Origin of the sequence: Herminiimonas sp. KBW02 (assembly GCF_003852535.1) — a bacterium.
Lineage (GTDB): Bacteria > Pseudomonadota > Gammaproteobacteria > Burkholderiales > Burkholderiaceae_D > Oxalicibacterium.
Window position 1 is genome coordinate 352,776 of sequence record NZ_QAJP01000005.1, and the last position, 20,901, is coordinate 373,676.

Here is a 20,901-nt window from a genome sequence, read left to right on the forward strand (position 1 = left end):
ACCGGGATCCTAAGTCCATGTATAATTGGAGGTTTTCCCGATTCCGTCTGCGCAGTTCTGGTCGGTCTCAAGAGAAAAAGTCCTTAAATCATTTGATGAGGTTTCACATGTACGCGGTCATAAAAACCGGTGGCAAACAATATAAAGTTGTCGCTGGTGAAAAATTCAAAGTAGAACAGATACCGGCAGACATTGGATCCGAAATCACCTTAGATCAGGTGCTCGCATTGGGCGCTGGAGAAACCATCAAGTTTGGTGCTCCGCTGGTCGCTGGTGCTACGGTCCTTGCTACGGTTGTCTCCCATGGTCGTCACGACAAGGTAAAGATTTTCAAGATGCGTCGCCGTAAGCACTACCAGAAGCACCAAGGCCATCGCCAAAATTACACCGAATTGCAGATCGTTTCGATCAACGGCTAAGCCGCTGACTCGGACTAACCAGATACAAGGAGTCAGAAATGGCACATAAAAAAGGCGGCGGCACTACGCGAAATGGTCGTGACTCAGAGTCAAAACGACTGGGCGTTAAAGTCTACGGTGGTCAGGCCATCAACGCAGGCGGCATCATTGTTCGCCAACGCGGTACCAAAATGCACGCAGGCGAAAACGTCGGTATCGGCAAGGATCACACCTTGTTCGCACTGACCGACGGCAAAGTTGCATTTGTTACTAAAGGCGCGTTGAAACGTCATTACGTCACTGTAGTACCTGCTTAATTCATTTAAGCTCGCAAGGTAAGGCGAAAGCCTTCAATCGAAAGGCTCTGCCCCAGGTAGAGCCTTTTTAGTTTTATAACGGCAAATATTATGAAGTTTATCGACGAAGCAAAAATCGAAGTCATTGCCGGTGATGGCGGCAACGGCGTCGCATCCTTTTGTCGTGAAAAATTCAGGCCGTTCGGTGGGCCGGATGGCGGCGACGGCGGAAAAGGCGGCAGCATCTATGCGGTAGCAGACCGCAATATCAACACGCTGGTTGATTTCCGCTTTGCCAAAATGCACAAAGCCAAGAATGGCGAAAATGGTCGCGGTGCTGATTGCTACGGCAAGGGCGCGGACGACATCAAATTGCGCATGCCAGTCGGCACCCTGATTATTGATAACAACGATGGTGAGCTGATCGCCGATCTGACCGAGCACGGGCAGGAAGTCCTGATCGCCAAAGGCGGCGAGGGCGGCTGGGGCAATATCCATTTCAAATCATCGACCAACCGCGCACCTCGGCAAAAATCCGAAGGCAAGGAAGGCGAACGACGTGAACTGCGGCTGGAGCTGAAAGTGCTCGCCGATATCGGTTTGCTCGGTATGCCGAATGCAGGTAAATCCACCTTCATTACGGCTGTATCGAACGCGCGTCCGAAGATTGCAGACTATCCATTTACCACGCTGCACCCGAACCTGGGTGTGGTGCGCGTCAGCCACGAAAAGAGTTTCGTGATTGCCGATATTCCTGGCCTGATCGAAGGTGCGTCCGATGGCGCCGGCCTGGGTATCCAGTTCCTGCGCCATTTGCAACGCACCCGTTTGCTCTTGCACATCGTTGATCTGGCACCGTTCGACAATGTCGATCCGGTCAAGGAGGCGAAAGCTATCGTCAAGGAATTGCAGAAATACGACGAAGCCCTGTTCGACAAGCCGCGCTGGCTGGTGCTGAACAAACTGGATGTGGTGCCGGAAGATGAGCGCAAAAAACGCGTGAAAGATTTCATCAAACGCTTTGGCTGGAAAGGCCCGGTATTTGAGATTTCGGCACTGACACGTGACGGCTGTTCCGATCTGGTGAACGAAATCTACGAATACATCGCGGTACAACGTCAGGCTGAACAGCGCACTGAAGAAACCCCGCAAATGGTTGAAGAGGCACGTGGTATCGACTCTATCGATCCGGATGATCCTCGCTTCAAGATCATCGACTAAAAGTATTAAAAAGCTGTAAGGGATTGCCGGTAATCGGCAATCCTGCATCCTCACCGTTCAGGTACATCAAAACTAAAACAGAGCCGGGTTACTAAGCATGGACTCCGTCATTCAAGAAGCCAAACGCGTCATCATCAAAGTCGGTTCTTCCCTCGTCACCAATGACGGTAAGGGCCTGGATGCACTAGCCATCCAGAAATGGGCGGCACAAATCGCGCGTTTGCGCGCACTGGGTAAGGAAGTCGTGCTGGTGAGTTCCGGCGCTATCGTCGAAGGCATGCAGCGCCTCGGCTTTGACAAGCGTCCGGTGGGTATCCATGAATTGCAGGCATGTGCTGCGGTCGGGCAGATGGGCCTGGCGCAGATATATGAAACCAGTTTTCGTCAGCACGATGTACGGACGGCGCAGATTTTGTTGACGCATGCCGATCTGGCTGATCGCGAACGCTATCTGAACGCGCGCTCTACCTTATTCACGCTGCTGCGTCTGGGCGTCGTCCCCATCATCAATGAAAACGATACTGTCGTCACCGATGAAATTAAATTTGGCGACAACGACACCCTGGGTGCGTTGGTAGCGAATCTGATCGAAGCGGATGCATTGATCATTCTCACCGATCAGCGTGGTTTGTTCAGCGCTGATCCGCGTAAAGACCCGAACGCGGTCTTCATCCATGAAGCCAAGGCGGGTGATGTCGCGCTGGAAGCGATGGCTGGTGGTGCTGGCAGCAGTCTCGGACGCGGCGGCATGCTGACCAAAATCCTGGCGGCCAAACGTGCCGCCTTGTCCGGTGCGCATACCGTCATCGCCTGGGGCCGGGAAGATAATGTCCTGACGCGTCTGGCTGGTGGCGAAGCTATCGGCACGCAATTGACGGCACAAACCGCGCAACTGACGGCGCGCAAGCAATGGATGGCGGATCACTTGCAAACAGCCGGTGCAGTGGTGCTGGATGCTGGTGCAGTGCAAAAGTTAACGGCTGAAGGCAAGTCGCTGTTGCCTATCGGTGTGACCGATGTGACGGGCAGTTTTGGTCGTGGCGATGTAATTACGTGTGTCGATCAGACTGGTCGTGCGCTGGCACGCGGGATCAGCAATTACGCAAGTTCGGATGCGCGTCGCATCATGCGCAAACCTTCATCGGATATTGCTGCGATACTCGGTTTTGTTGAAGAACCTGAGTTGATACATAGGGACAACCTGGTCCTGCTGTAATCTCTGGTGCAGTCAGGCGCGAGCGGCATGCTGAGCGCCTGACGGTTAGACTTTATTCTGCTTTATTCGCGTAACAAATCATCAGTCAGCGTGCGGCGGTACTTCATGCGCTGCAACATATCCTTTTCATTCCCGACTATCGTCAGATTGCTGCAAAAGTAATCCTGCGCCAATGCTGCGTGCTGGCGATTGACCTTGCTGCGCACGATAGGCTCCCACTGATTGCGGCGTGATGGTGCCCATGTGCCATCGTCGCGGCCCAGTGCATAAATCTTTTTCTCGAAGCTGGCGCAGCGTATGCCTTCATAGCTGATGTTTTTGGCGCCGCCCTGGCTGACTGCAACCAGCGTGTAGCGGATCACACCATCTTTGCCGATCGCCAGCGATTTGGTATCAATCGCAAATTCCTGGGTAGCGGTCGGGCCGACATAGAAGGGCTGCAGGTTTTCGGCCTTGGGTGCAGGTGGCAGTTCAGCTTGCAGCTCTATCCATTCCTTGGGCTCGTCGTCAAAGCCCTTGTTGTATTCCAGCTGTTGCGCGCTGGCAATCTGGGCGACGGTCAATAACGCTGCTGTTAGCAGTGCCGGCATCAGTTTGCGCGAGGGGAGGAAAGACTTATTCATTGTCAGGTTTGGTTTTTGCGGTAGATGGTTCGTCAGGTTTGCGCGATGCGTGCGTCTGGCGCAGGTAGCGCGCGGTATTGTGCTGCGGCGGGACATGTTGCGTCGGGCGTGACAGGAAACGTGATAATTCCTGCAAGGCGCGCTGGTAAACATCCCGTTTGAATTCGATCACGACATCCAGCGGCACCCAGTAATCATGCCAGCGCCAGGCATCAAATTCAGGGTGTTCGGTCATGCGCAGATTGACATCGCAATCGCGTCCGACCATGCGCAGCAGGAACCAGATCTGCTTCTGGCCCTTGTAATGACCGCGGATTTCCCGTTTGATGAAATGATCCGGCACCTCGTAACGGAGCCAGTCGCGGGTGCGACCTATGATTTTGACGTGCTCCGCCCGCAAGCCGACTTCTTCTTCCAGCTCGCGATACATCGCCTGCTCAGGGGTCTCGCCAAATTTAATGCCGCCCTGTGGGAATTGCCACGAATGCTCGCGCACCCGCTTGCCCCACCACACTTCATTCCTGGTGTTGATCAGAATGATGCCGACGTTAGGGCGAAAGCCTTCACGGTCCAGCATGTTGTACCTCAAAACTTTCTGCGGCTAACGGACCCTCAATCGAACATCGTCACCTGTACGGCCTTATACCGTCGGCCCGCGCAATGACGCGCGAACAACGGAGAGAGCAATCAATTGTACGAAGAGTGGGTGCATCAGCCAGCTAATCCTTTAAAATTGAGTTGATTATAACCCTCTCTCTTTTTAAAAAGAATTCATCGTCATGCGCGCATCCCGTTTTTTCATTTCCACTCTCAAAGAAGCTCCTTCCGACGCAGAAATCGTCAGCCACAAGCTGATGATGCGCGCCGGCATGATCAAGCGCATCGGTTCTGGTATTTATACCTATATGCCCATGGGTTTGCGCGTGATCCGCAAGGTCGAGGCGATTATCCGTGAGGAAATGAATAATGCCCACGCCATCGAGCTGCTGATGCCATTAGTGCAACCGGCCGAGCTGTGGCAGGAAACCGGCCGCTGGGACAAAATGGGTGCCGAGCTGATGCGCGTCAAGGACAGGCATGGTCGTGAATTCGCGATCCAGCCTACCTCGGAAGAAGTCGTTACCGACGTGGTACGGACCGAAATCAAGTCCTACCGCCAGTTGCCTATCAATTTTTATCATATCCAGACCAAGTTCCGTGACGAGCGCCGTCCGCGCTTCGGCCTGATGCGTGGTCGCGAATTCACCATGAAGGATGCCTATTCCTTCGACCGTGATATCGATGGTCTGAAGCGTTCGTATCAAATCATGTTCGATGCCTACGTCAAGATTTTCAATCGCTTCGGCCTGCAGTTCCGTGCTGTGGCAGCCGACAACGGTGCGATCGGCGGTTCCGGCTCGCATGAATTCCACGTGATTGCAGATACCGGCGAAGACGCCTTGGTCTACTGCCCGAACTCCGACTACGCCGCCAATATGGAAGCGGCTGAAGCCTTGCCACTCAACACTGAGCGTGCAGCGCCGACCCAGGCCCTGACCAAGACTGCGACACCGGGCAAAGCCAAGTGCGAAGACGTGGCAGCCTTGCTGAACCTGCCTTTGGCGCAAACCGTGAAATCCATCGTATTGACGGTGGAAACAGAAGATAAAGGCGTGACCAGCAAGCAAGTCTGGCTCCTGCTGCTGCGTGGTGACCATGAATTGAATGAAGTTAAAGCTGCGAAGATTCCTGGTATTGCCGGTTATCGCTTTGCCAGCGAGGCAGAAATCGTTGAGTGGTTCGGTACGCCACCTGGCTACCTCGGCCCTATCAACACCAAGAAGCCGGTCAATGTGGTGGTCGATCGTACCGTTGCCAATATGCATGACTTCGTCTGCGGCGCGAATGAAGTTGATTTCCACTTTACGGGTGTGAACTGGGGACGTGATTTGCCGGAAGCGCAGGTATTCGATATCCGCAATGTGGTCGAAGGCGATCCGTCACCGGATGGTAAGGGTACGCTGGCAATTCAGCGTGGTATCGAAGTCGGCCACGTATTCCAGCTCGGTACCGCTTATTCGGAATCGATGAAAGCGACTTACCTCGACGAAAACGGCAAGCCACAATTGATTCAGATGGGTTGCTACGGCATCGGCGTGACCCGCATCCTGGGCGCAGCGATCGAGCAGAATTTTGATGATAAGGGCATCATCTGGCCGACCGCACTGGCACCGTTTGAAGTGGTGCTGTGCCCTATGGGTTACGACCGTAGCGAAGGCGTCAAGGCTGAAACCGATAAGCTGTACGAAGGCTTGCAAGCGGCAGGCGTCGATGTGATCCTGGATGATCGCGGTGAGCGTCCGGGTGCCATGTTTGCGGACTGGGAATTGATCGGTGTGCCGCACCGTATCGTGATCGGCGATCGCGGCCTGAAAGAAGGCAAGCTGGAATATCAGGGCCGTCGCGATGCGGCAGCGACGCCGGTTGCGCTGGAAGAGATGCTGGCTTTCGTTAAAGCCAAGCTGGCTGAGTAATCACCACGATGCGTCAGGACAGCATGCATGTGATGAGGCACGACTTGAGTAGTCATCAAGTTACCTCGCCCATATGTGCTGTGTCCGATACATCGTTGCCGGGCTATCGTAAATATTGGACTGGTCTTGCTTGCTCCTTGATGTTCGCGTTGCTGAGTAATACTGCAGACGCGGGCAATCAGAAAGAAGAGGCGATGGCCGATGGTGTCCGCATAGCCTTATCGCGTGCGATTACTGATCCGCGGCCACCGATACCGCAATTCGCCGGCATCGATGAACGACTCGAGTATTTGCACTGGCTGGGTGAGATGTCGGACCGGTTGTACAAGAAGCTGCCGGATCGTCAGATTCGCCTGGAGTTCCTGCGCACGACCTGGTATGAAGCGCGGCGTGCAGGTCTGGACCCTGCGCTGGTGCTGGGCTTGATACAGGTTGAGTCAGCCTTCCGCAAATATGCGGTATCGCCGGTCGGTGCGCATGGCTATATGCAAGTGATGCCGTTCTGGACGCGCGTCATAGGGGATGGTGATCGCAGCAAGCTGTTCCATATGCAAACCAATTTGCGTTTCGGTTGTTCTATCCTGCGCATGTATCTGGATATGGAGCGTGGTGATTTGTATCTGGCCCTGGGTCGGTATAACGGTAGTCGTGGACGCCCGGAATATCCGAATGCCGTGCTGGCTGCATGGAAGAAGTGGGAGCATCAGCGCGCACCTATTACCAGTGTGGTGGCAGAAACCGGTGCGGAGCGGAAGTAAAGCAGCGTCGCAGATTCAACTGACAGATACAAAAACGCCCGCGCGATGCGGGCGTTTTTGTTTGGCGCAGAGGCAAATTATTTCAGGTGGCCAGAGATGAGTTTTGTCATCTCAAACATGGACACTTGTTTTTTACCGCCAAAGACAGCTTTCAGCTTTTCATCCGCATCGATCATGCGTTTGTTAGCTTCGTTTTGCAGTTTGAACTTCTTGATGTAGTCCCACACTTTTTTGGTGACTTCAGTGCGTGGAGCTGGCGATGCACCGATAACAGCGGCCAGAACTGCGGACGGGGTTACTGGTTTCATGAATGCGGCGTTAGGCTTGCGTGCGGCTGCTGGCTTTTTCGCTGCAACTTTTTTCGCTGCTGGCTTTTTAGCGGCTACTTTTTTAGCAGGAGCGGCTTTCTTTGCCGGCGCTGCTTTTTTTGCTGGTGCTGCTTTTTTCGCTACGGGTTTTTTCGCAGCTGGTTTCTTGGCGGCCGGTTTAGTGGCCGCTGGTTTTTTGGCTGTTGCCATCTTCAAACCTCCTTCACATTGTGTTGGGAAATTGCGCCAATTCACGCACCGTCAATAGTGGTGTGGATTTTCTTGCTACGCAAGTGTTTTTTGTGCGTTTCCCTCTGTATTTGTAGGCTGCAAGCCACGTATAGCGTAGCGTCGGAAGTGCGGATGGCTTATTCGATTCGGCAGCGCAGTTTTTTCATCTCTGTATGCGACATAAAACCGGCAGATTTTTGCGATGTCGCCGACGGGAAAATGACGACGTATCCGCCCGATTTTTGTGCGTGCTTTTGCAAAGAGCAGGGCAGAATAAGAAAAAGCCCGGTCTCTCGAGCCGGGCTTTTTCTATAAATGGCGAAAAAATCAGCGCATGCCGGGCAGCATACCCTTCATACCGCGCATCATTTTCATCATATTGCCGCCTTTGAGCTTCTTCATCATGCTCTGCATTTGATCGAATTGCGCCAGCATGCGGTTGACTTCCTGCACCTGGACGCCTGCGCCGGTGGCGATACGGCGTTTGCGCGAAGCCTTGATCAGCTCAGGTTTTGCACGTTCTTGCGGCGTCATGGAGTTGATGATGCCTTCCATCCGGACGACCTGTTTGTCGGCCATGCCCATATTGGCACCGGCAGCTGCCTGTTGCAGTTGCGCCGGCAGTTTATCCATCAGGTTGGACATGCCGCCCATTTTCTTCATTTGCGCCAGTTGCGATTTGAAGTCGTTCAAATCGAATTTGCCGCCGACCTTGATTTTATTGGCCAGGCCCTGCGCCGCTTCCATGTCGACGCCTTTGCGCGCTTCTTCCACCAGCGCCAGGATGTCGCCCATGCCGAGGATACGGTCGGCCATACGGGCCGGATCGAACGCTTCCAGGCCATCGAGTTTCTCTGCAACGCCAGCGAATTTGATCGGTTTGCCGGTGATGTGGCGTACCGAAAGCGCGGCACCGCCACGTGAATCACCGTCCAGTTTGGTCAGCACGATACCGGTCAGCGGCAGTGCATCGCTAAAGGCTTTGGCCGTATTGATCGCATCCTGACCCAGCATCGCATCGACCACGAACAGGGTTTCTATCGGTTTGACGGCGCCATGCAGGGCTTTGATTTCCTGCATCATCGCTTCGTCGATGCCGAGGCGACCAGCAGTATCGATGATCAGTACATCGTGGTAATGGCGTTTCGCATAGTCCAGCGCAGCCAGTGCGATGTCGACCGGTTTGTCAGTCGCTTGCGACGGGAAGAAGTCAGCGCCGACTTGTGCGGTGACGGTTTCCAGCTGGCCGATCGCGGCCGGGCGATAGACGTCGGCGGAAACGGTCAGGACTTTTTTCTTCTTTTGCTCGCGCAGGTATTTGGCGAGCTTACCGACGGTCGTGGTTTTACCTGCACCTTGCAGGCCGGCCATCAGGATGATGGCTGGCGGTTGGGTCGCGAAATTCAGTTGCGATGCTTCAGGGCCGAGATCGCCACCCATGATGGCTGCCAGTTCGCGTTGCACGACGCCGACCAGTGCCTGGCCAGGTGTGAGCGAGCCGACTACATCTTCGCCCATCGCTTTTTCTTTGACGCGGCTGATGAACTCGCGCACGGCGGGCAGGGCAACGTCGGCTTCGAGCAGGGCCAGACGGACTTCGCGCAGCATTTCTGCAGTATTGGTTTCCGTCAGGCGCGCTTCTCCGCGCATGGTTTTGACGGCTTTGGCTAAGCGTTGGGTGAGATTGTCGAGCATGGATAGTGGCTGGTGTGAGTCTGACTAAACGGTGGTGCCATGGGCGACAGCGGCAAAACGGCTTGTGGCGCAGTATGGCGAAAGTCTCATTTTAACCGATGCGCTGGCGGATGCGCCGGCTCGCCTGAGATAGTTGCAGGCCTGCTATCTATATAGTGTGTGCCGCTGAGCATTTGCTCGGGCCAGCCCTTGCCTGCCAAATTTTTATCATCCAAACGCATCTAGTGCGCGCGTTTGTGTCCGGCTAGTGGTAATGTCACGGGAGCAATTTCATGGCGGACACAAAGCTGCTGCCAGCCGCTTGTACCGAGCGGGCACAAGCCTTACATGGTGTAAACTTAAGCGATGTACACATACTTCTTTGTCTTGGCTGCATTGTTCTACGCAGCTTGCGCATTCTTGCCGTCGAAGCAACGTACGGCAATTTCTACCGGCACCCTGATCGGCTGGCTGTTGCACGGGGCTGCGTTATGGGTCGATATGATCGGGCATGGTGCCTTGCGTATGGGCTTTGCCATCATGCTATCCGGTGCACTGTGGATTTCGGTTGCGATTTACTGGCTGGAAAATCGTAATTTCAGTCTCGATGGTTTACGTATTCTGGTCTTGCCGAGCGCCGCCATCGGGGTATTGCTGCCGACGGTTTTCCCCGGCAGCATGATTCCGCTGGACGGCAAGTCCGCACTTTTCCCCTGGCATATTGCGATTGCGATGCTGGCTTACAGCACGCTGACCATTGCTGCTTTCCACGCGGTCTTGATGGCTTTGCAGGAATCCAAGCTGCATACCCGCCTGAGTGTGCAAAAGACGGGCTGGTTTGCGCTGGCCATCGATCGCCTGCCAGCCTTGCTAACGATGGAAAAACTGCTGTTCCGCCTGATCGGCATAGGCTTCTTTCTGCTGACGCTGACGGTATTGTCGGGCGTGGTGTTTTCCGAAGAATTATTCGGCAAGGCATTTAAGTGGGAGCATAAAACCATCTTCACGATGCTGTCCTGGATCTTGTTCGGCGTTTTGCTGGCCGGACGCCGATGGCGTGGCTGGCGTGGCAAGACGGCACTCAGCTTTACGCTGACCGGTTTTACCACCCTGTTCCTGGCGTATGTCGGCAGCCGTTTTGTATTTGAAGTGATACTGCACCGGAGCCTGGCATGAAGTTGTTGTTATGGGCAGGCGTGATCGTTGCGGTGATTTGGATCCTGCGCAGCAAAAAGTCGAGCAAGGCCGCGCCACCGAAGACGCCGCCTCCAGCGCCAACGCAAGCACCGTCGGCGGCAGGCGAGGCGGAAAAGATGCTCAGCTGCGCCTATTGCGGCACGCATTTCCCGGCATCCGAAGCAGTGTCGGGTAGTTCCAATCTGGTCTTTTGCAGCGATGAACATCGCCGTCAGTATCTGGCGCGCTGATACATGGCGAATAACAAACCGGTAGCAGACGATACGCGGGATACTTTCTGGCGTACTTTGCAAGCCTTTGCGCTGACCCGTACCCTGATTGCCGCAGTTTTGCTCAGTTACTTCGGCATGGGTTCTGCCAAGCTGTGGCTGCACAAAGATAACTTCTGGGGCGCCTGCGTGGTGTACCTGGTACTGGCACTGTTGTTTGTGGTCTTATCCTTGTACTGGCGACGGCGCTTCCTGTTCCAGGTAGTGGCGCAGGTATCGGTTGATATCGTCGCCATCTCCATGCTGTACCTGACCGCCGGTGGGATCAAAAGCGGTCTCGCCATCCTCTATTTATTCCCGCTTGCTGGTGGTGCGATTCTGGCGCCGCTGGTGCTGGCGCTATTCTTCGTGTCTACTGCGACGCTGGTACTGCTGGCAGAAAACGGCTACCAATTACTGAACGACAGCGCCGACATTTCATCTTCGCAGGTGGGTTTGTACGGCGCCGCATTCTTCATCATTATCTTTGCCATCAACCGGCTGGCCGCACGCCTGATCAAACAGGAAACGCTGGCGCGGGGACGCGGTCGTGCCTTGCATGTGCAGCAGGCGATCAATCGCCTGGTGATTGCAGATATGGAGGACGGTATTTTGGTGGTTGACCGTAAAGGGCGCGTCCTCACCAGTAACCCGGCGGCGGCCCGTATGCTGGGTTTGTCTTTCCCGCATACAGGCGATTATGGCAAGTTGTCCGATATGGTGTGGCTGGCGCCAATAGCTGCAGCTTATTCGGCCTGGGGGGCAAGGTCCGGTTTGCGCGCACCGACGCAGCCAAACACGCAGCAGCAGACACCGACTTTTGTCTTCATCAAACACACGGAAGAAAATACGTTGCAAGGCGGCAGCACCATCATGGGCGGCCGCCGGGAATTGATGACGCATTTGAAGTTACGGTTCGCACGGGTGGATGCGGATGGTTTACAGGAAGACCGGGTCGTGATTTTCCTGCAGGATGTCAGCGAAATCGAAAACCAGGCACAGCAATTAAAGCTGGCCTCGATGGGGCGGCTGACCGCCAGCATCGCGCATGAGGTGCGCAATCCCTTATCGGCGATAGGGCATGCGACTTCATTGCTGAAAGAAGATGAACTCAGTGCCGGCCAGCAGCGTCTGCTCGCCATCATCAGTGACAATGTGACACGCCTGAACAGGATGATAGAAGACATCCTGAAGCTGTCGCGCAAGGCGCACCAGTACCACGAGCCGCTATGCCTGGCTTTGTTGTTTGAAGATATCCTGAGCGAGTTAAATGAACTGCACGAGATCAAGGATGGCATGATCGCGGTGTCGGACATGAAGCCGTATAAAGTCCGTTTCGATCCGTTGCATTTGCGCGAAATCGTCTTGAACTTACTGACAAATGCGTTACGCTACGCCAGTGGAGCACCTGCCAGCATACGTATATATATAGTGGCGACGCCAGGGCATCGCCTGGAGTTGCATGTACAGGATGACGGCGCGCAGATCACTTCTGCGGTACGCGCCCATTTGTTCGAACCGTTTTATACGACTTCCAACAAGGGCACCGGCCTGGGCCTGTATCTGGCACGGGAGCTTTGCCTGAATAACAGCGCGATGCTGAACTATGAATGCCGGACAGATGAAGAACAAGGTTCGCCTTCCGGTCGGTTTGTGATTACTTTTGCCACTAACGAAGCTGTTTAAATGTTCTTCAACCCTACACGCTGCGTACTATGACTTCTCCTCGTATTCTTATTGTTGATGATGAGGCAGACCTGCGCGAGTTGCTGGAAATTACACTCGTCAAAATGGGCCTGGATATCGATAGCGCATCCGATCTGGCGACGGCGCGCAATTACCTGAAACAGCATGAATATGCATTGGTATTGACGGATATGCGTTTGCCGGATGGTCTGGGTATCGAGCTGGTACAGGAAATTACAGCGCAATATAAAAATACCCCGGTCGCTGTCATCACCGCTTTCGGCAGCGCCGACAATGCAGTGGTGGCGTTGAAAGCCGGTGCCTTCGACTATCTGTCGAAACCGGTCGGGCTGGAGCAATTGCGCGTCATGGTGCGCTCCGCCTTACGTATCAGTCAGACGGATGAGCAGCCGAGTGCAAAAGTGGCGGCACCGCCGGCGCTGCGTTTGATGGGACAGTCGGAAGCTATGCAGGCTTTGCGGGCGCAAATTGCCCGGCTGGCGCGCAGTATGGCGCCGGTTTCCATCAGTGGTGAGTCCGGCAGCGGCAAGGAATTGGCGGCGCGCGACATTCATGTCCAAAGTGGTCGCAGCGACAAACCGTTTGTCGCTGTTAACTGCGGTGCGATTCCGGAAGCGCTGATGGAAGCGGAATTCTTTGGTTACCGTAAAGGCGCGTTTACCGGTGCGGTCGATGACCGGGATGGTTTCTTCCAGGCGGCCAACGGTGGCACCCTCTTGCTGGATGAGGTGGCAGACCTGCCGCTGGCGATGCAGGTGAAGCTGCTGCGCGCGATCCAGGAGCGCCGGGTGCGCAAAGTCGGCGCGACGGTGGAGGAGCCGGTCGATGTACGTATTATTAGTGCGACGCACCAGAATCTGCTCGATTGCGTGGGGCGCGGTACCTTCCGTCAGGATTTGTATTACCGCCTGAATGTCATCGAATTGAATTTGCCGCCTTTGCGCGAGCGCCTCGACGATATAGCCTTGCTGGCGCAAGCCATCCTGGCCCGCCTGGATGCAGGACAAGTCAGGCTGGCGCCGGCAGCGCTGGACGCTTTGCTGGATTATTCATTCCCCGGCAATGTGCGCGAACTGGAAAATATACTGGAACGTGCGCTGGCCTTTGCCAACGATGGTGTAATCGAAGTAACTGACCTGGTATTAAAGGCTGCACATACGCCGAAGGTGGTGCTTGCACCGGAAGTCACGGAATTGACCGCAACGCCGGTCGAGTCTAAAGCGATAGTGCAGGATGCTCCGGTGTTGACGGCCATTAACGATATACCCGGCTCCTTGCCGGATCACCTGGATGAGGTGGAGCGTGAAATCATCCGGCGCGCCTTGAGCAAGACCCAGTTTAACCGTACCCAGGCGGCTGAACTGCTCGGCATCAGCTTCCGCCAGTTGCGTTATCGGATGCAGCGGCTGGACATCAACGCACCGGAATAAGACTTTGGACACATCCTCAGCGCAGTTCCAGATCGACGCCGCAGGCTGGGCCGTCGGCGCGCAGCATTTGCCTTCGCCCAATTTTGACGCACGCGCGGAAGGAACAGAAATTGCATTGCTGGTGATACATAACATCAGTTTGCCGCCATCGCAGTTTGGCGGGCCGTATATTGCTGACCTGTTCCTGAACAAATTGGATTATGATGCCGACCCGTATTTTGATCAGTTGCGTCCTTTGCGCGTATCTGCGCACTTCCTGATTCGGCGTGACGGTACGGTGCTGCAATTCGTTTCTGCGCATGACCGGGCCTGGCATGCCGGGGTTTCGTCATTTTGCGGGCAGGAGCGGTGCAACGATTTTTCGATAGGCATCGAATTGGAAGGCACCGACTTTGCTGCTTTTGCGGATGTGCAATACACCGCGCTGGCGGCTTTGACGGTAGCGCTGAATGCGGCTTACCCGCTGAAGCATGTAACCGGGCACGAAGATATTGCACCTGGTCGCAAAACGGATCCGGGTCCTTTTTTCGATTGGGTCGAGTATCAAACGCGCTATCGTTGGCAGAAAAAACAGGCAAATACCGGTGAGGCCGCACCGGATTTGGCTTTCCGCTTAATGTAAAAAATACAGTGATGCAATCCCATATATTCTTATAAAAAAATATATCTGAAACTGCTGAAAAATTGATTGCATCCTCGCGTTTCGCGCACTAGAATTAGTGCAGATCGAGATTTTTGCACTAGATGTAGTGAGTTTTTCGGTCTCGCCTCAAGTTTGTTCAGGTAGATGCACCTTCAAGCAATTTGTTAATTCATATGAAGTAAGGGCTCTGGGCAGATGCCATATATAAGTAAAACAATGTCGGCATGGGCGTTCAACGTAGATATCTGCGTTCCTTGCTGCGGCTTTGGTTTGAGCCTGGTTCCGCAGCTGTCATCAAGACAAAACAATTTCGTGAAACCGGCAGTAGCCGGTTTTCTCTCTTAAAAAAAGTACGGCAATATTGCCAGCAATCCCTATTGAAGGAGTCGTAATGCTCTCTACGCAAGAAATTTCAGCCAAGTCACCGACAGAAATTGGCAACATCGCGTCCCTCGCGATTGCACCGTCGACCTCCAATACACAGACCGCTGGTCTGGGCGAACATCGCATTATTCGTCGTAATGGTGCAGTTGTTGGTTTTGAGCCATCGAAAATCTCCATCGCAGTAACCAAAGCGTTTTTGGCCGTTAACGGTGGTCAGGGTGCAGCTTCGGCGCGTGTGCGTGAACTGGTTGAGCAACTGACTTCGAATGTCGTCAACGCCCTGGTACGTCGCCAGCCAGCCGGTGGCACCTTCCATATCGAAGACATCCAGGATCAGGTTGAACTGGCGCTGATGCGTTCTGGTGAACACGATGTTGCGCGCGCTTACGTTTTGTACCGCGCCAAGCGTATGGAAGAGCGTGCGCAGCAGCAAGCCGCGAAGCCAGTCGAAGAAGCACATCAATTGCATGTGACCGAAGATGGTCAGCGTCGTCCGCTGGACATGAATCAAGTGCGTGACCTGATCAATGCAGCTTGCCTGGGTCTGGAAAAACACGTGGATGCCGAAGCGATCCTGCACGAAACAGTTAAAAACCTGTACGACGGCGTACCGGTTGAAGAATTGCACAAGTCTGCCATCCTGGCTGCCCGCGCGCTGATGGAAAAAGACCCTGCATACAGCACTGTCACCGCACGCTTGTTGATGCACACCATCCGTAAAGAAGTATTCGGTCTGGAAGTGGCACAAGCTGACGCGCCTGAGCAATACATCGAATACTTCCCGAAATTCATTAAAAAAGGTATCGAAGCAGAATTGCTGGATGCCAAGCTCGGCCAGTTTGACCTGAAGAAACTGGGTGACGCCCTGGTTCCTGAGCGCGACCTGCAGTTCGGTTACCTCGGTCTACAAACTCTGTACGACCGTTACTTCCTGCACATCCGCGATACCCGTATTGAAATGCCGCAAGCTTTCTACATGCGTGTAGCGATGGGCCTGGCACTGAACGAAATCAACCGCGAAGAACGCGCCATCGAGTTTTACAACCTGCTGTCCAGCTTCGACTTCATGAGCTCGACACCAACCCTGTTCAACTCCGGTACCCAGCGTTCGCAATTGTCGTCGTGCTACCTGACCACCGTTGCTGATGATCTCGACGGTATCTACGAAGCGATCAAGGAAAACGCATTGCTGGCTAAATATGCCGGCGGCCTGGGTAATGACTGGACCCCGGTCCGTTCGCTCGGCGCGCATATCAAGGGCACCAACGGTCGTTCGCAAGGCGTGGTTCCATTCCTGAAAGTCGTCAACGACACCGCCGTTGCGGTTAACCAGGGCGGTAAACGTAAAGGCGCAGTCTGCGCTTACCTGGAAACCTGGCACATGGATATCGAGGAATTCCTCGACCTGCGTAAAAACACCGGCGATGACCGTCGTCGTACGCATGACATGAATACCGCTAACTGGATTCCTGACCTGTTCATGAAACGCGTCATGGAAAAAGGCGAATGGACCCTGTTCTCGCCATCCGATGCACCAGACCTGCACGACAAAGTCGGCAAAGCGTTCGAAGCGGCTTACACCGGTTACGAAGCCAAGGCGGCACGCGGCGAACTGAAACTGTTCAAGAAAATCCAGGCTCTGGATCTGTGGCGCAAAATGCTGTCCATGCTGTTTGAAACCGGCCATCCATGGATCACATTCAAAGATCCTTGCAACATCCGTTCGCCACAGCAACACGTGGGCGTGGTTCACAGCTCGAACCTGTGCACCGAGATCACACTGAATACCAACGATTCGGAAATCGCAGTCTGCAACCTGGGTTCGGTCAATATGCCTGCCCACATGAAAGACGGCCAGCTGGATCACGTCAAACTGCAAAAAACGGTACGTACCGCGATGCGCATGCTGGATAACGTGATCGACATCAACTACTATGCAGTCAAGAAAGCACGTGATTCCAACCTGCGCCACCGCCCGGTCGGCCTCGGCATCATGGGTTTCCAGGACTGCCTGCACATGATGCGCATTCCTTACGCTTCGGATGAAGCAGTACAGTTTGCCGACCGTTCGATGGAAGCCGTTTGCTACTACGCTTACTACGCATCGACCGAACTGGCCGAAGAACGTGGTCGTTACAGCTCCTACCGCGGTTCGCTGTGGGATCGTGGCATCCTGCCGCAAGACTCGCTGAAACTGCTGCAAGAAGAGCGCGGCGGGTACCTGGAAGCCGACCTGACAGAAACCCTGGATTGGGCACCGTTGCGTGAACGCATCAAGCAATACGGTATGCGTAACTCGAACTGCGTGGCGATTGCACCGACCGCAACCATTTCGAACATCATCGGCGTTTCGGCATGTATCGAACCGACTTACCAGAACCTGTACGTCAAATCGAACCTGTCCGGTGAATTCACCGAGATCAATGAATACCTGGTGCGTGACCTGAAAGCCCGTGGTCTGTGGGATGAAGTCATGATTTCCGACCTCAAATATTTTGACGGCAGCCTGGCCAAGATCGACCGCATCCCGCAAGACTTGCGCGACATCTACTCAACAGCATTTGAAGTTGAGCCTAAATGGCTGGTTGAAGCAGCATCGCGTCGTCAGAAATGGATCGATCAGGCGCAATCCCTGAACATCTATATGGCTGGCGCATCCGGTAAAAAACTGGACGACACCTACAAACTGGCATGGTTGCGTGGCCTGAAAACCACTTACTACCTGCGTACCATGGGTGCAACGCATACCGAAAAATCGACTTCCAAAACCGGCGCCCTGAATGCAGTTGACTCCGGTGCTCCATCGGCGGCGTCGCAAGCTGCAGCAGAAACAGACGGTCCTGCTTGCATGTTGCGTCCTGGTGATGCAGGATTTGAAGAGTGCGAAGCTTGCCAATAAGCGGCTGACAAGCTGGAAACCAGGCGCTGACAGGGCGGTATGAAACCGGCAGGTCAGCGCAAGATTGAACTAGATGTAAAGAAAGCAGACAAAGGACTATGCGCTTTTGTTCTGCAATGACGGTGTAACGACACCCGCAGAATACGAATAAGGAAATAAGTCATGCTAAGTTGGGATGAAGAAGTAGCTCCGGCAGCACCGGCGCCAGGCGCGCAGGCAGGATTGCAACCGGCTTTGCAGCAAGTGCGTGAAGCAGCCGCACAACGCGTGCAGGCACAACAGGAAGTGGCGCTGGATCCTGCGCTGGTAGCGAAAAACGCTGCTGCAGTCGATCCGACCCGCCGTATGGATGCCGCCGACAAGCGCGTCATCAACGGGCAAACAGACGTTAACCAACTGGTTCCGTTTAAATACAAATGGGCATGGGATAAATACCTGGCTGGTTGCGCTAACCACTGGATGCCACAAGAGATCAATATGCAGCGTGATATTGAACTGTGGAAAAACCCGAACGGCCTGACCGACGACGAACGTCGTCTGGTGAAGCGTAATCTCGGCTTCTTCGTCACAGCCGATTCACTGGCTGCCAACAACATCGTGCTCGGTACCTACCGCCACATTACAGCACCGGAGTGCCGTCAGTATCTGCTGCGTCAGGCATTTGAAGAGGCCATCCACACCCACGCCTATCAATACATCGTTGAATCGCTGGGTCTGGATGAAGGCGAAATCTTCAATGCTTACAATGAAGTCGAGTCTATCCGCGACAAGGATCAGTTCCTGATCCCATTCATTGAAACGCTGACCGATCCTGAATTCAAAACCGGCACGACTGAGAATGATCAGAAATTGCTGCGCTCGCTCATCGTGTTTGCCTGTCTGATGGAAGGTCTTTTCTTCTATGTCGGCTTCGCACAAATTCTCGCGCTCGGTCGTCAAAACAAGATGATGGGTGCTGCAGAGCAGTATCAATACATCCTGCGTGATGAATCGATGCACTGCAACTTCGGCATCGATTTGATCAACACGATCAAGCTCGAAAATCCGCATTTGTGGACGCCGCAATTCCGCGAAGAGATTAAAACGTTGTTTTTACGCGCAGTAGAGTTGGAATATCGTTACGCAGAGGATACAATGCCGCGTGGAGTGCTTGGTCTGAACGCACCGATGTTCAAAGGCTATTTGAGATTCATTGCAAATCGCCGCGCACAACAAATCGGTTTGGAACCGATGTTTGAACAAGAAGAAAATCCATTCCCATGGATGAGCGAAATGATCGATCTGAAAAAAGAGCGCAACTTTTTTGAGACCCGAGTCATTGAGTACCAAACTGGTGGCGCGCTCAACTGGGAATAAATAATTAAAAATCGCGTTGCCTGAGCAACGCGAAATAAGCAGCAAAAAGAGTAGTTCCAAAGATGCAGTCGCTCAAACAGTAATTGCAAAGACTGCGTAAAACAGGAAAGGCAACAACCAAATTTAATGAACAGTAGAAGACCTATACGATCTCATCTGCTCAAACCGCAACACTTGATTCAGTCAGGTGCGGCGGTTTTTTTCTTTAAAAAAGGTTTGTTTTTTCTGAAACAGTATTCCAATGCCGGCGTATGCGCTGGCGTTTTTTTTGGCTATAGCCGTAGCACAGCTACGTTAGACGCATAGCCAAGCAAGGCTGAAGTGCTGCATAAGTGAGGGGATGCAGCAGTTCAGCTGGAGCCGAATTCATTAGCGCAAGCAACAAACACGCTTGCGCCGATGAATAATTCGCCCAAACCATCGCGATGGTGCGGGAGAGTTTCAAACCTAGAAGCTTGATTTTTTCCATCACGTGAAGGAGAAACAAAATGGCAACAGCAGCAAAAAAACCAGCAGCTAAGAAACCAGCTGCAAAGAAAGCAGCAGCTAAAAAACCAGTTGCAGCAAAAAAACCAGCCGCCAAAAAACCGGTAGCTAAAAAAGCAGCAGCTAAAAAGCCAGTGGCTAAAAAAGCAGCAGCTAAAAAGCCAGTAGCTAAAAAAGCGGTAGCTAAGAAAGTTGTCGCTAAAAAGCCAGTGGCTAAAAAAGCAGCAGCTAAAAAGCCAGTAGCTAAAAAAGCGGTAGCTAAAAAAGTCGTTGCTAAGAAAAAGCCAGTAGCTAAAAAAGCAGCAGCTAAAAAGCCAGCAGCCAAAAAAGCTGTAGCTAAAAAAGTTGTCGCTAAAAAGCCAGCAGCTAAAAAAGCAGCAGCCAAAAAGCCAGCAGCTAAGAAAGCCGTTGCTAAAAAAGCTGTAGCTAAAAAGCCAGCAGCAAAAAAAGCGGCCGCTAAAAAGCCAGCAGCTAAGCCAGCAGCCAAAAAAGCTGTAGCTAAAAAGCCAGTTGCTAAAAAACCTGCAGCTAAAAAAGCAGCGCCTAAAAAGCCTGCAGCGAAGCCAGCAGCAGTAGCAGCACCTGCAGTTAAGACGGTGTTGAATCCGGCAGCAGCATGGCCGTTTCCAACGGGCACACGTCCGTAAATCCAGGTTCGCCTGGATGCGCCTGATTAAATTCAGGCACAATCCCGCTGTGTGGCTTTTGTCGCACAGCGGTTTTTTTTTAAGGAGCTTCCGTGCTGGATAGTGTATTTACGCTGATTATTGATACGGTCGCCATCGTGCTGGCCGGTGCCTTGCTGCTCAGATTCTGGATGCAGGCTGTGCGCGTGCGTCCACCGATGGAGCTGGCACAATTTACCTATCAACTGACCGACTGGCTGGTACGCCCGCTGCGCCGTGTATTACCGGGTGCTGGTGGTTACGACTGGGCCAGTGTGATTGCTGCCTTTCTGGTGGCATTGGCAGCGACGGCAGTTGATCTGTTGCTGCGTGGTGGTTTCAGTGCGCAAACGCTGCTGCTTTTGTCCTTGCTACGCGTCGTGCAATGGGCCTTGTATGGCTTGATCGGCCTGATTCTGATCGAGGTGATATTTAGCTGGGTGAATCCGCGTGCGCCGCTGGCACCGTTTGTTCGTGCCTTGAATGATCCGCTGATGCGGCCGTTGCGCCGGGTGGTGCCCTTGATCGGCACGGTGGATTTATCGCCGCTGGTTGCGCTGATCCTGCTGCGCATTGCGATTCAGCTGGTCACTACCGTGGTGGCAGCGCTGCTGTAAAGATATATGCGGTTCCCGCCGCTGAGCCGGA

The 20,901-nt window shown here is 53.7% G+C and carries 19 protein-coding genes; 15 read left to right on the forward strand and 4 right to left on the reverse strand.

Features of this window, described 5'->3' with window-relative positions; translation table 11 throughout:
* Positions 1–107: 107 nt before the first annotated feature.
* From rplU to proB, 4 genes are all read left to right on the forward strand, one after another.
* Entirely contained in the window at positions 108–419 is a 312-nt protein-coding gene (gene rplU / locus DBR37_RS11090) for a 50S ribosomal protein L21 (RefSeq protein ID WP_012080843.1), read from the forward strand.
* 38 nt (positions 420–457) lie between these two features.
* On the forward strand, positions 458–715 hold the full coding sequence (gene rpmA / locus DBR37_RS11095) for a 50S ribosomal protein L27 (RefSeq protein ID WP_124574528.1): 258 nt from the start codon (positions 458–460) through the stop codon (positions 713–715).
* A 90-nt stretch (positions 716–805) separates the two neighbouring features.
* Positions 806–1,915, forward strand: coding sequence for an Obg family GTPase CgtA (gene cgtA, locus DBR37_RS11100; protein ID WP_124574529.1), 1,110 nt, complete (start codon positions 806–808; stop codon positions 1,913–1,915).
* 97 nt (positions 1,916–2,012) lie between these two features.
* Positions 2,013–3,131, forward strand: coding sequence for a glutamate 5-kinase (gene proB, locus DBR37_RS11105; protein ID WP_124574530.1), 1,119 nt, complete (start codon positions 2,013–2,015; stop codon positions 3,129–3,131).
* A gap of 62 nt (positions 3,132–3,193) precedes the next feature.
* Here proB and DBR37_RS11110 read toward each other — a convergent pair whose 3' ends face one another.
* Both DBR37_RS11110 and DBR37_RS11115 read right to left on the reverse strand, forming a co-directional pair.
* Positions 3,194–3,754 carry a CNP1-like family protein gene (locus tag DBR37_RS11110; RefSeq protein ID WP_124574531.1) on the reverse strand — a complete coding sequence of 187 codons (561 nt, stop codon included), beginning with the start codon at positions 3,752–3,754 and terminating at the stop codon, positions 3,194–3,196.
* Positions 3,747–4,331 carry an RNA pyrophosphohydrolase gene (locus DBR37_RS11115; protein WP_124574532.1) on the reverse strand — a complete coding sequence of 195 codons (585 nt, stop codon included), beginning with the start codon at positions 4,329–4,331 and terminating at the stop codon, positions 3,747–3,749. Before DBR37_RS11115 ends, DBR37_RS11110 begins: the two co-directional genes overlap by 8 nt.
* Positions 4,332–4,533: 202 nt before the next feature.
* On the opposite strand from DBR37_RS11115, the gene DBR37_RS11120 reads away from it, so the two are divergent.
* Complete coding sequence (locus DBR37_RS11120; protein WP_124574533.1) at positions 4,534–6,267, forward strand: proline--tRNA ligase; 1,734 nt, start codon at positions 4,534–4,536, stop codon at positions 6,265–6,267.
* Between the two features lie 140 nt (positions 6,268–6,407).
* A complete protein-coding gene (locus DBR37_RS11125) occupies positions 6,408–7,025 on the forward strand; it encodes a lytic transglycosylase domain-containing protein (RefSeq protein WP_124574656.1) in 618 nt (205 codons plus the stop codon).
* Positions 7,026–7,102: 77 nt separating this feature from the next.
* On the opposite strand, the gene DBR37_RS11130 is transcribed toward DBR37_RS11125, so the two are convergent.
* The gene (locus tag DBR37_RS11130) at positions 7,103–7,543 is read right to left on the reverse strand and encodes an SWIB/MDM2 domain-containing protein (RefSeq protein ID WP_124574534.1); all 441 of its coding nucleotides are present in this window, start codon (positions 7,541–7,543) and stop codon (positions 7,103–7,105) included.
* A 348-nt stretch (positions 7,544–7,891) separates the two neighbouring features.
* Positions 7,892–9,259, reverse strand: coding sequence for a signal recognition particle protein (ffh, locus tag DBR37_RS11135; RefSeq protein WP_124574535.1), 1,368 nt, complete (start codon positions 9,257–9,259; stop codon positions 7,892–7,894).
* 345 nt (positions 9,260–9,604) lie between these two features.
* On the opposite strand from ffh, the gene DBR37_RS11140 reads away from it, so the two are divergent.
* The 9 genes from DBR37_RS11140 to DBR37_RS11180 all read left to right on the forward strand — a co-directional run bounded on the left by DBR37_RS11140 (position 9,605) and on the right by DBR37_RS11180 (position 20,870).
* A complete protein-coding gene (locus tag DBR37_RS11140) occupies positions 9,605–10,414 on the forward strand; it encodes an inner membrane protein YpjD (RefSeq protein ID WP_124574536.1) in 810 nt (269 codons plus the stop codon).
* On the forward strand, positions 10,411–10,665 hold the full coding sequence (locus tag DBR37_RS11145) for a PP0621 family protein (RefSeq protein WP_124574537.1): 255 nt from the start codon (positions 10,411–10,413) through the stop codon (positions 10,663–10,665). The genes DBR37_RS11140 and DBR37_RS11145 overlap by 4 nt, the downstream gene beginning before the upstream one ends.
* A 3-nt stretch (positions 10,666–10,668) precedes the next feature.
* The gene (locus DBR37_RS11150) at positions 10,669–12,369 is read left to right on the forward strand and encodes a PAS domain-containing sensor histidine kinase (protein ID WP_124574538.1); all 1,701 of its coding nucleotides are present in this window, start codon (positions 10,669–10,671) and stop codon (positions 12,367–12,369) included.
* A gap of 29 nt (positions 12,370–12,398) precedes the next feature.
* Positions 12,399–13,820: a sigma-54 dependent transcriptional regulator gene (locus tag DBR37_RS11155; RefSeq protein ID WP_124574539.1), complete on the forward strand. Its 1,422-nt coding sequence runs from the start codon at positions 12,399–12,401 to the stop codon at positions 13,818–13,820.
* A 4-nt stretch (positions 13,821–13,824) separates the two neighbouring features.
* Positions 13,825–14,442, forward strand: coding sequence for a 1,6-anhydro-N-acetylmuramyl-L-alanine amidase AmpD (ampD, locus tag DBR37_RS11160; RefSeq protein WP_124574540.1), 618 nt, complete (start codon positions 13,825–13,827; stop codon positions 14,440–14,442).
* Between the two features lie 412 nt (positions 14,443–14,854).
* Positions 14,855–17,746 (forward strand): ribonucleoside-diphosphate reductase subunit alpha, encoded by a 2,892-nt coding sequence (locus DBR37_RS11165; RefSeq protein ID WP_124574541.1) that lies wholly within the window; start codon positions 14,855–14,857, stop codon positions 17,744–17,746.
* 162 nt (positions 17,747–17,908) lie between these two features.
* Positions 17,909–19,102 carry a ribonucleotide-diphosphate reductase subunit beta gene (locus DBR37_RS11170; protein ID WP_124574542.1) on the forward strand — a complete coding sequence of 398 codons (1,194 nt, stop codon included), beginning with the start codon at positions 17,909–17,911 and terminating at the stop codon, positions 19,100–19,102.
* Positions 19,103–19,590: 488 nt separating this feature from the next.
* Positions 19,591–20,235 (forward strand): histone H1-like DNA-binding protein, encoded by a 645-nt coding sequence (locus DBR37_RS11175; RefSeq protein WP_124574543.1) that lies wholly within the window; start codon positions 19,591–19,593, stop codon positions 20,233–20,235.
* 92 nt (positions 20,236–20,327) lie between these two features.
* On the forward strand, positions 20,328–20,870 hold the full coding sequence (locus tag DBR37_RS11180; protein ID WP_124574544.1) for a YggT family protein: 543 nt from the start codon (positions 20,328–20,330) through the stop codon (positions 20,868–20,870).
* Positions 20,871–20,901 lie beyond the last annotated feature (31 nt).

Bases quoted from the DNA above. Each gene is read 5' to 3' on its own strand.
- proB (WP_124574530.1), top strand. From the start codon at position 2,013: ATGGACTCCGTCATTCAAGAAGCCAAACGCGTCATCATCAAAGTCGGT.
- DBR37_RS11115 (WP_124574532.1), bottom strand. From the start codon at position 4,331: ATGCTGGACCGTGAAGGCTTTCGCCCTAACGTCGGCATCATTCTGATC.
- DBR37_RS11150 (WP_124574538.1), top strand. From the start codon at position 10,669: ATGGCGAATAACAAACCGGTAGCAGACGATACGCGGGATACTTTCTGG.
- ffh (WP_124574535.1), bottom strand. From the start codon at position 9,259: ATGCTCGACAATCTCACCCAACGCTTAGCCAAAGCCGTCAAAACCATG.
- rplU (WP_012080843.1), top strand. From the start codon at position 108: ATGTACGCGGTCATAAAAACCGGTGGCAAACAATATAAAGTTGTCGCT.
- rpmA (WP_124574528.1), top strand. From the start codon at position 458: ATGGCACATAAAAAAGGCGGCGGCACTACGCGAAATGGTCGTGACTCA.
- DBR37_RS11175 (WP_124574543.1), top strand. From the start codon at position 19,591: ATGGCAACAGCAGCAAAAAAACCAGCAGCTAAGAAACCAGCTGCAAAG.
- DBR37_RS11140 (WP_124574536.1), top strand. From the start codon at position 9,605: ATGTACACATACTTCTTTGTCTTGGCTGCATTGTTCTACGCAGCTTGC.
- DBR37_RS11145 (WP_124574537.1), top strand. From the start codon at position 10,411: ATGAAGTTGTTGTTATGGGCAGGCGTGATCGTTGCGGTGATTTGGATC.
- DBR37_RS11165 (WP_124574541.1), top strand. From the start codon at position 14,855: ATGCTCTCTACGCAAGAAATTTCAGCCAAGTCACCGACAGAAATTGGC.
- DBR37_RS11125 (WP_124574656.1), top strand. From the start codon at position 6,408: ATGTTCGCGTTGCTGAGTAATACTGCAGACGCGGGCAATCAGAAAGAA.
- cgtA (WP_124574529.1), top strand. From the start codon at position 806: ATGAAGTTTATCGACGAAGCAAAAATCGAAGTCATTGCCGGTGATGGC.
- DBR37_RS11130 (WP_124574534.1), bottom strand. From the start codon at position 7,543: ATGGCAACAGCCAAAAAACCAGCGGCCACTAAACCGGCCGCCAAGAAA.
- DBR37_RS11120 (WP_124574533.1), top strand. From the start codon at position 4,534: ATGCGCGCATCCCGTTTTTTCATTTCCACTCTCAAAGAAGCTCCTTCC.
- DBR37_RS11110 (WP_124574531.1), bottom strand. From the start codon at position 3,754: ATGAATAAGTCTTTCCTCCCCTCGCGCAAACTGATGCCGGCACTGCTA.
- DBR37_RS11155 (WP_124574539.1), top strand. From the start codon at position 12,399: ATGACTTCTCCTCGTATTCTTATTGTTGATGATGAGGCAGACCTGCGC.
- DBR37_RS11170 (WP_124574542.1), top strand. From the start codon at position 17,909: ATGCTAAGTTGGGATGAAGAAGTAGCTCCGGCAGCACCGGCGCCAGGC.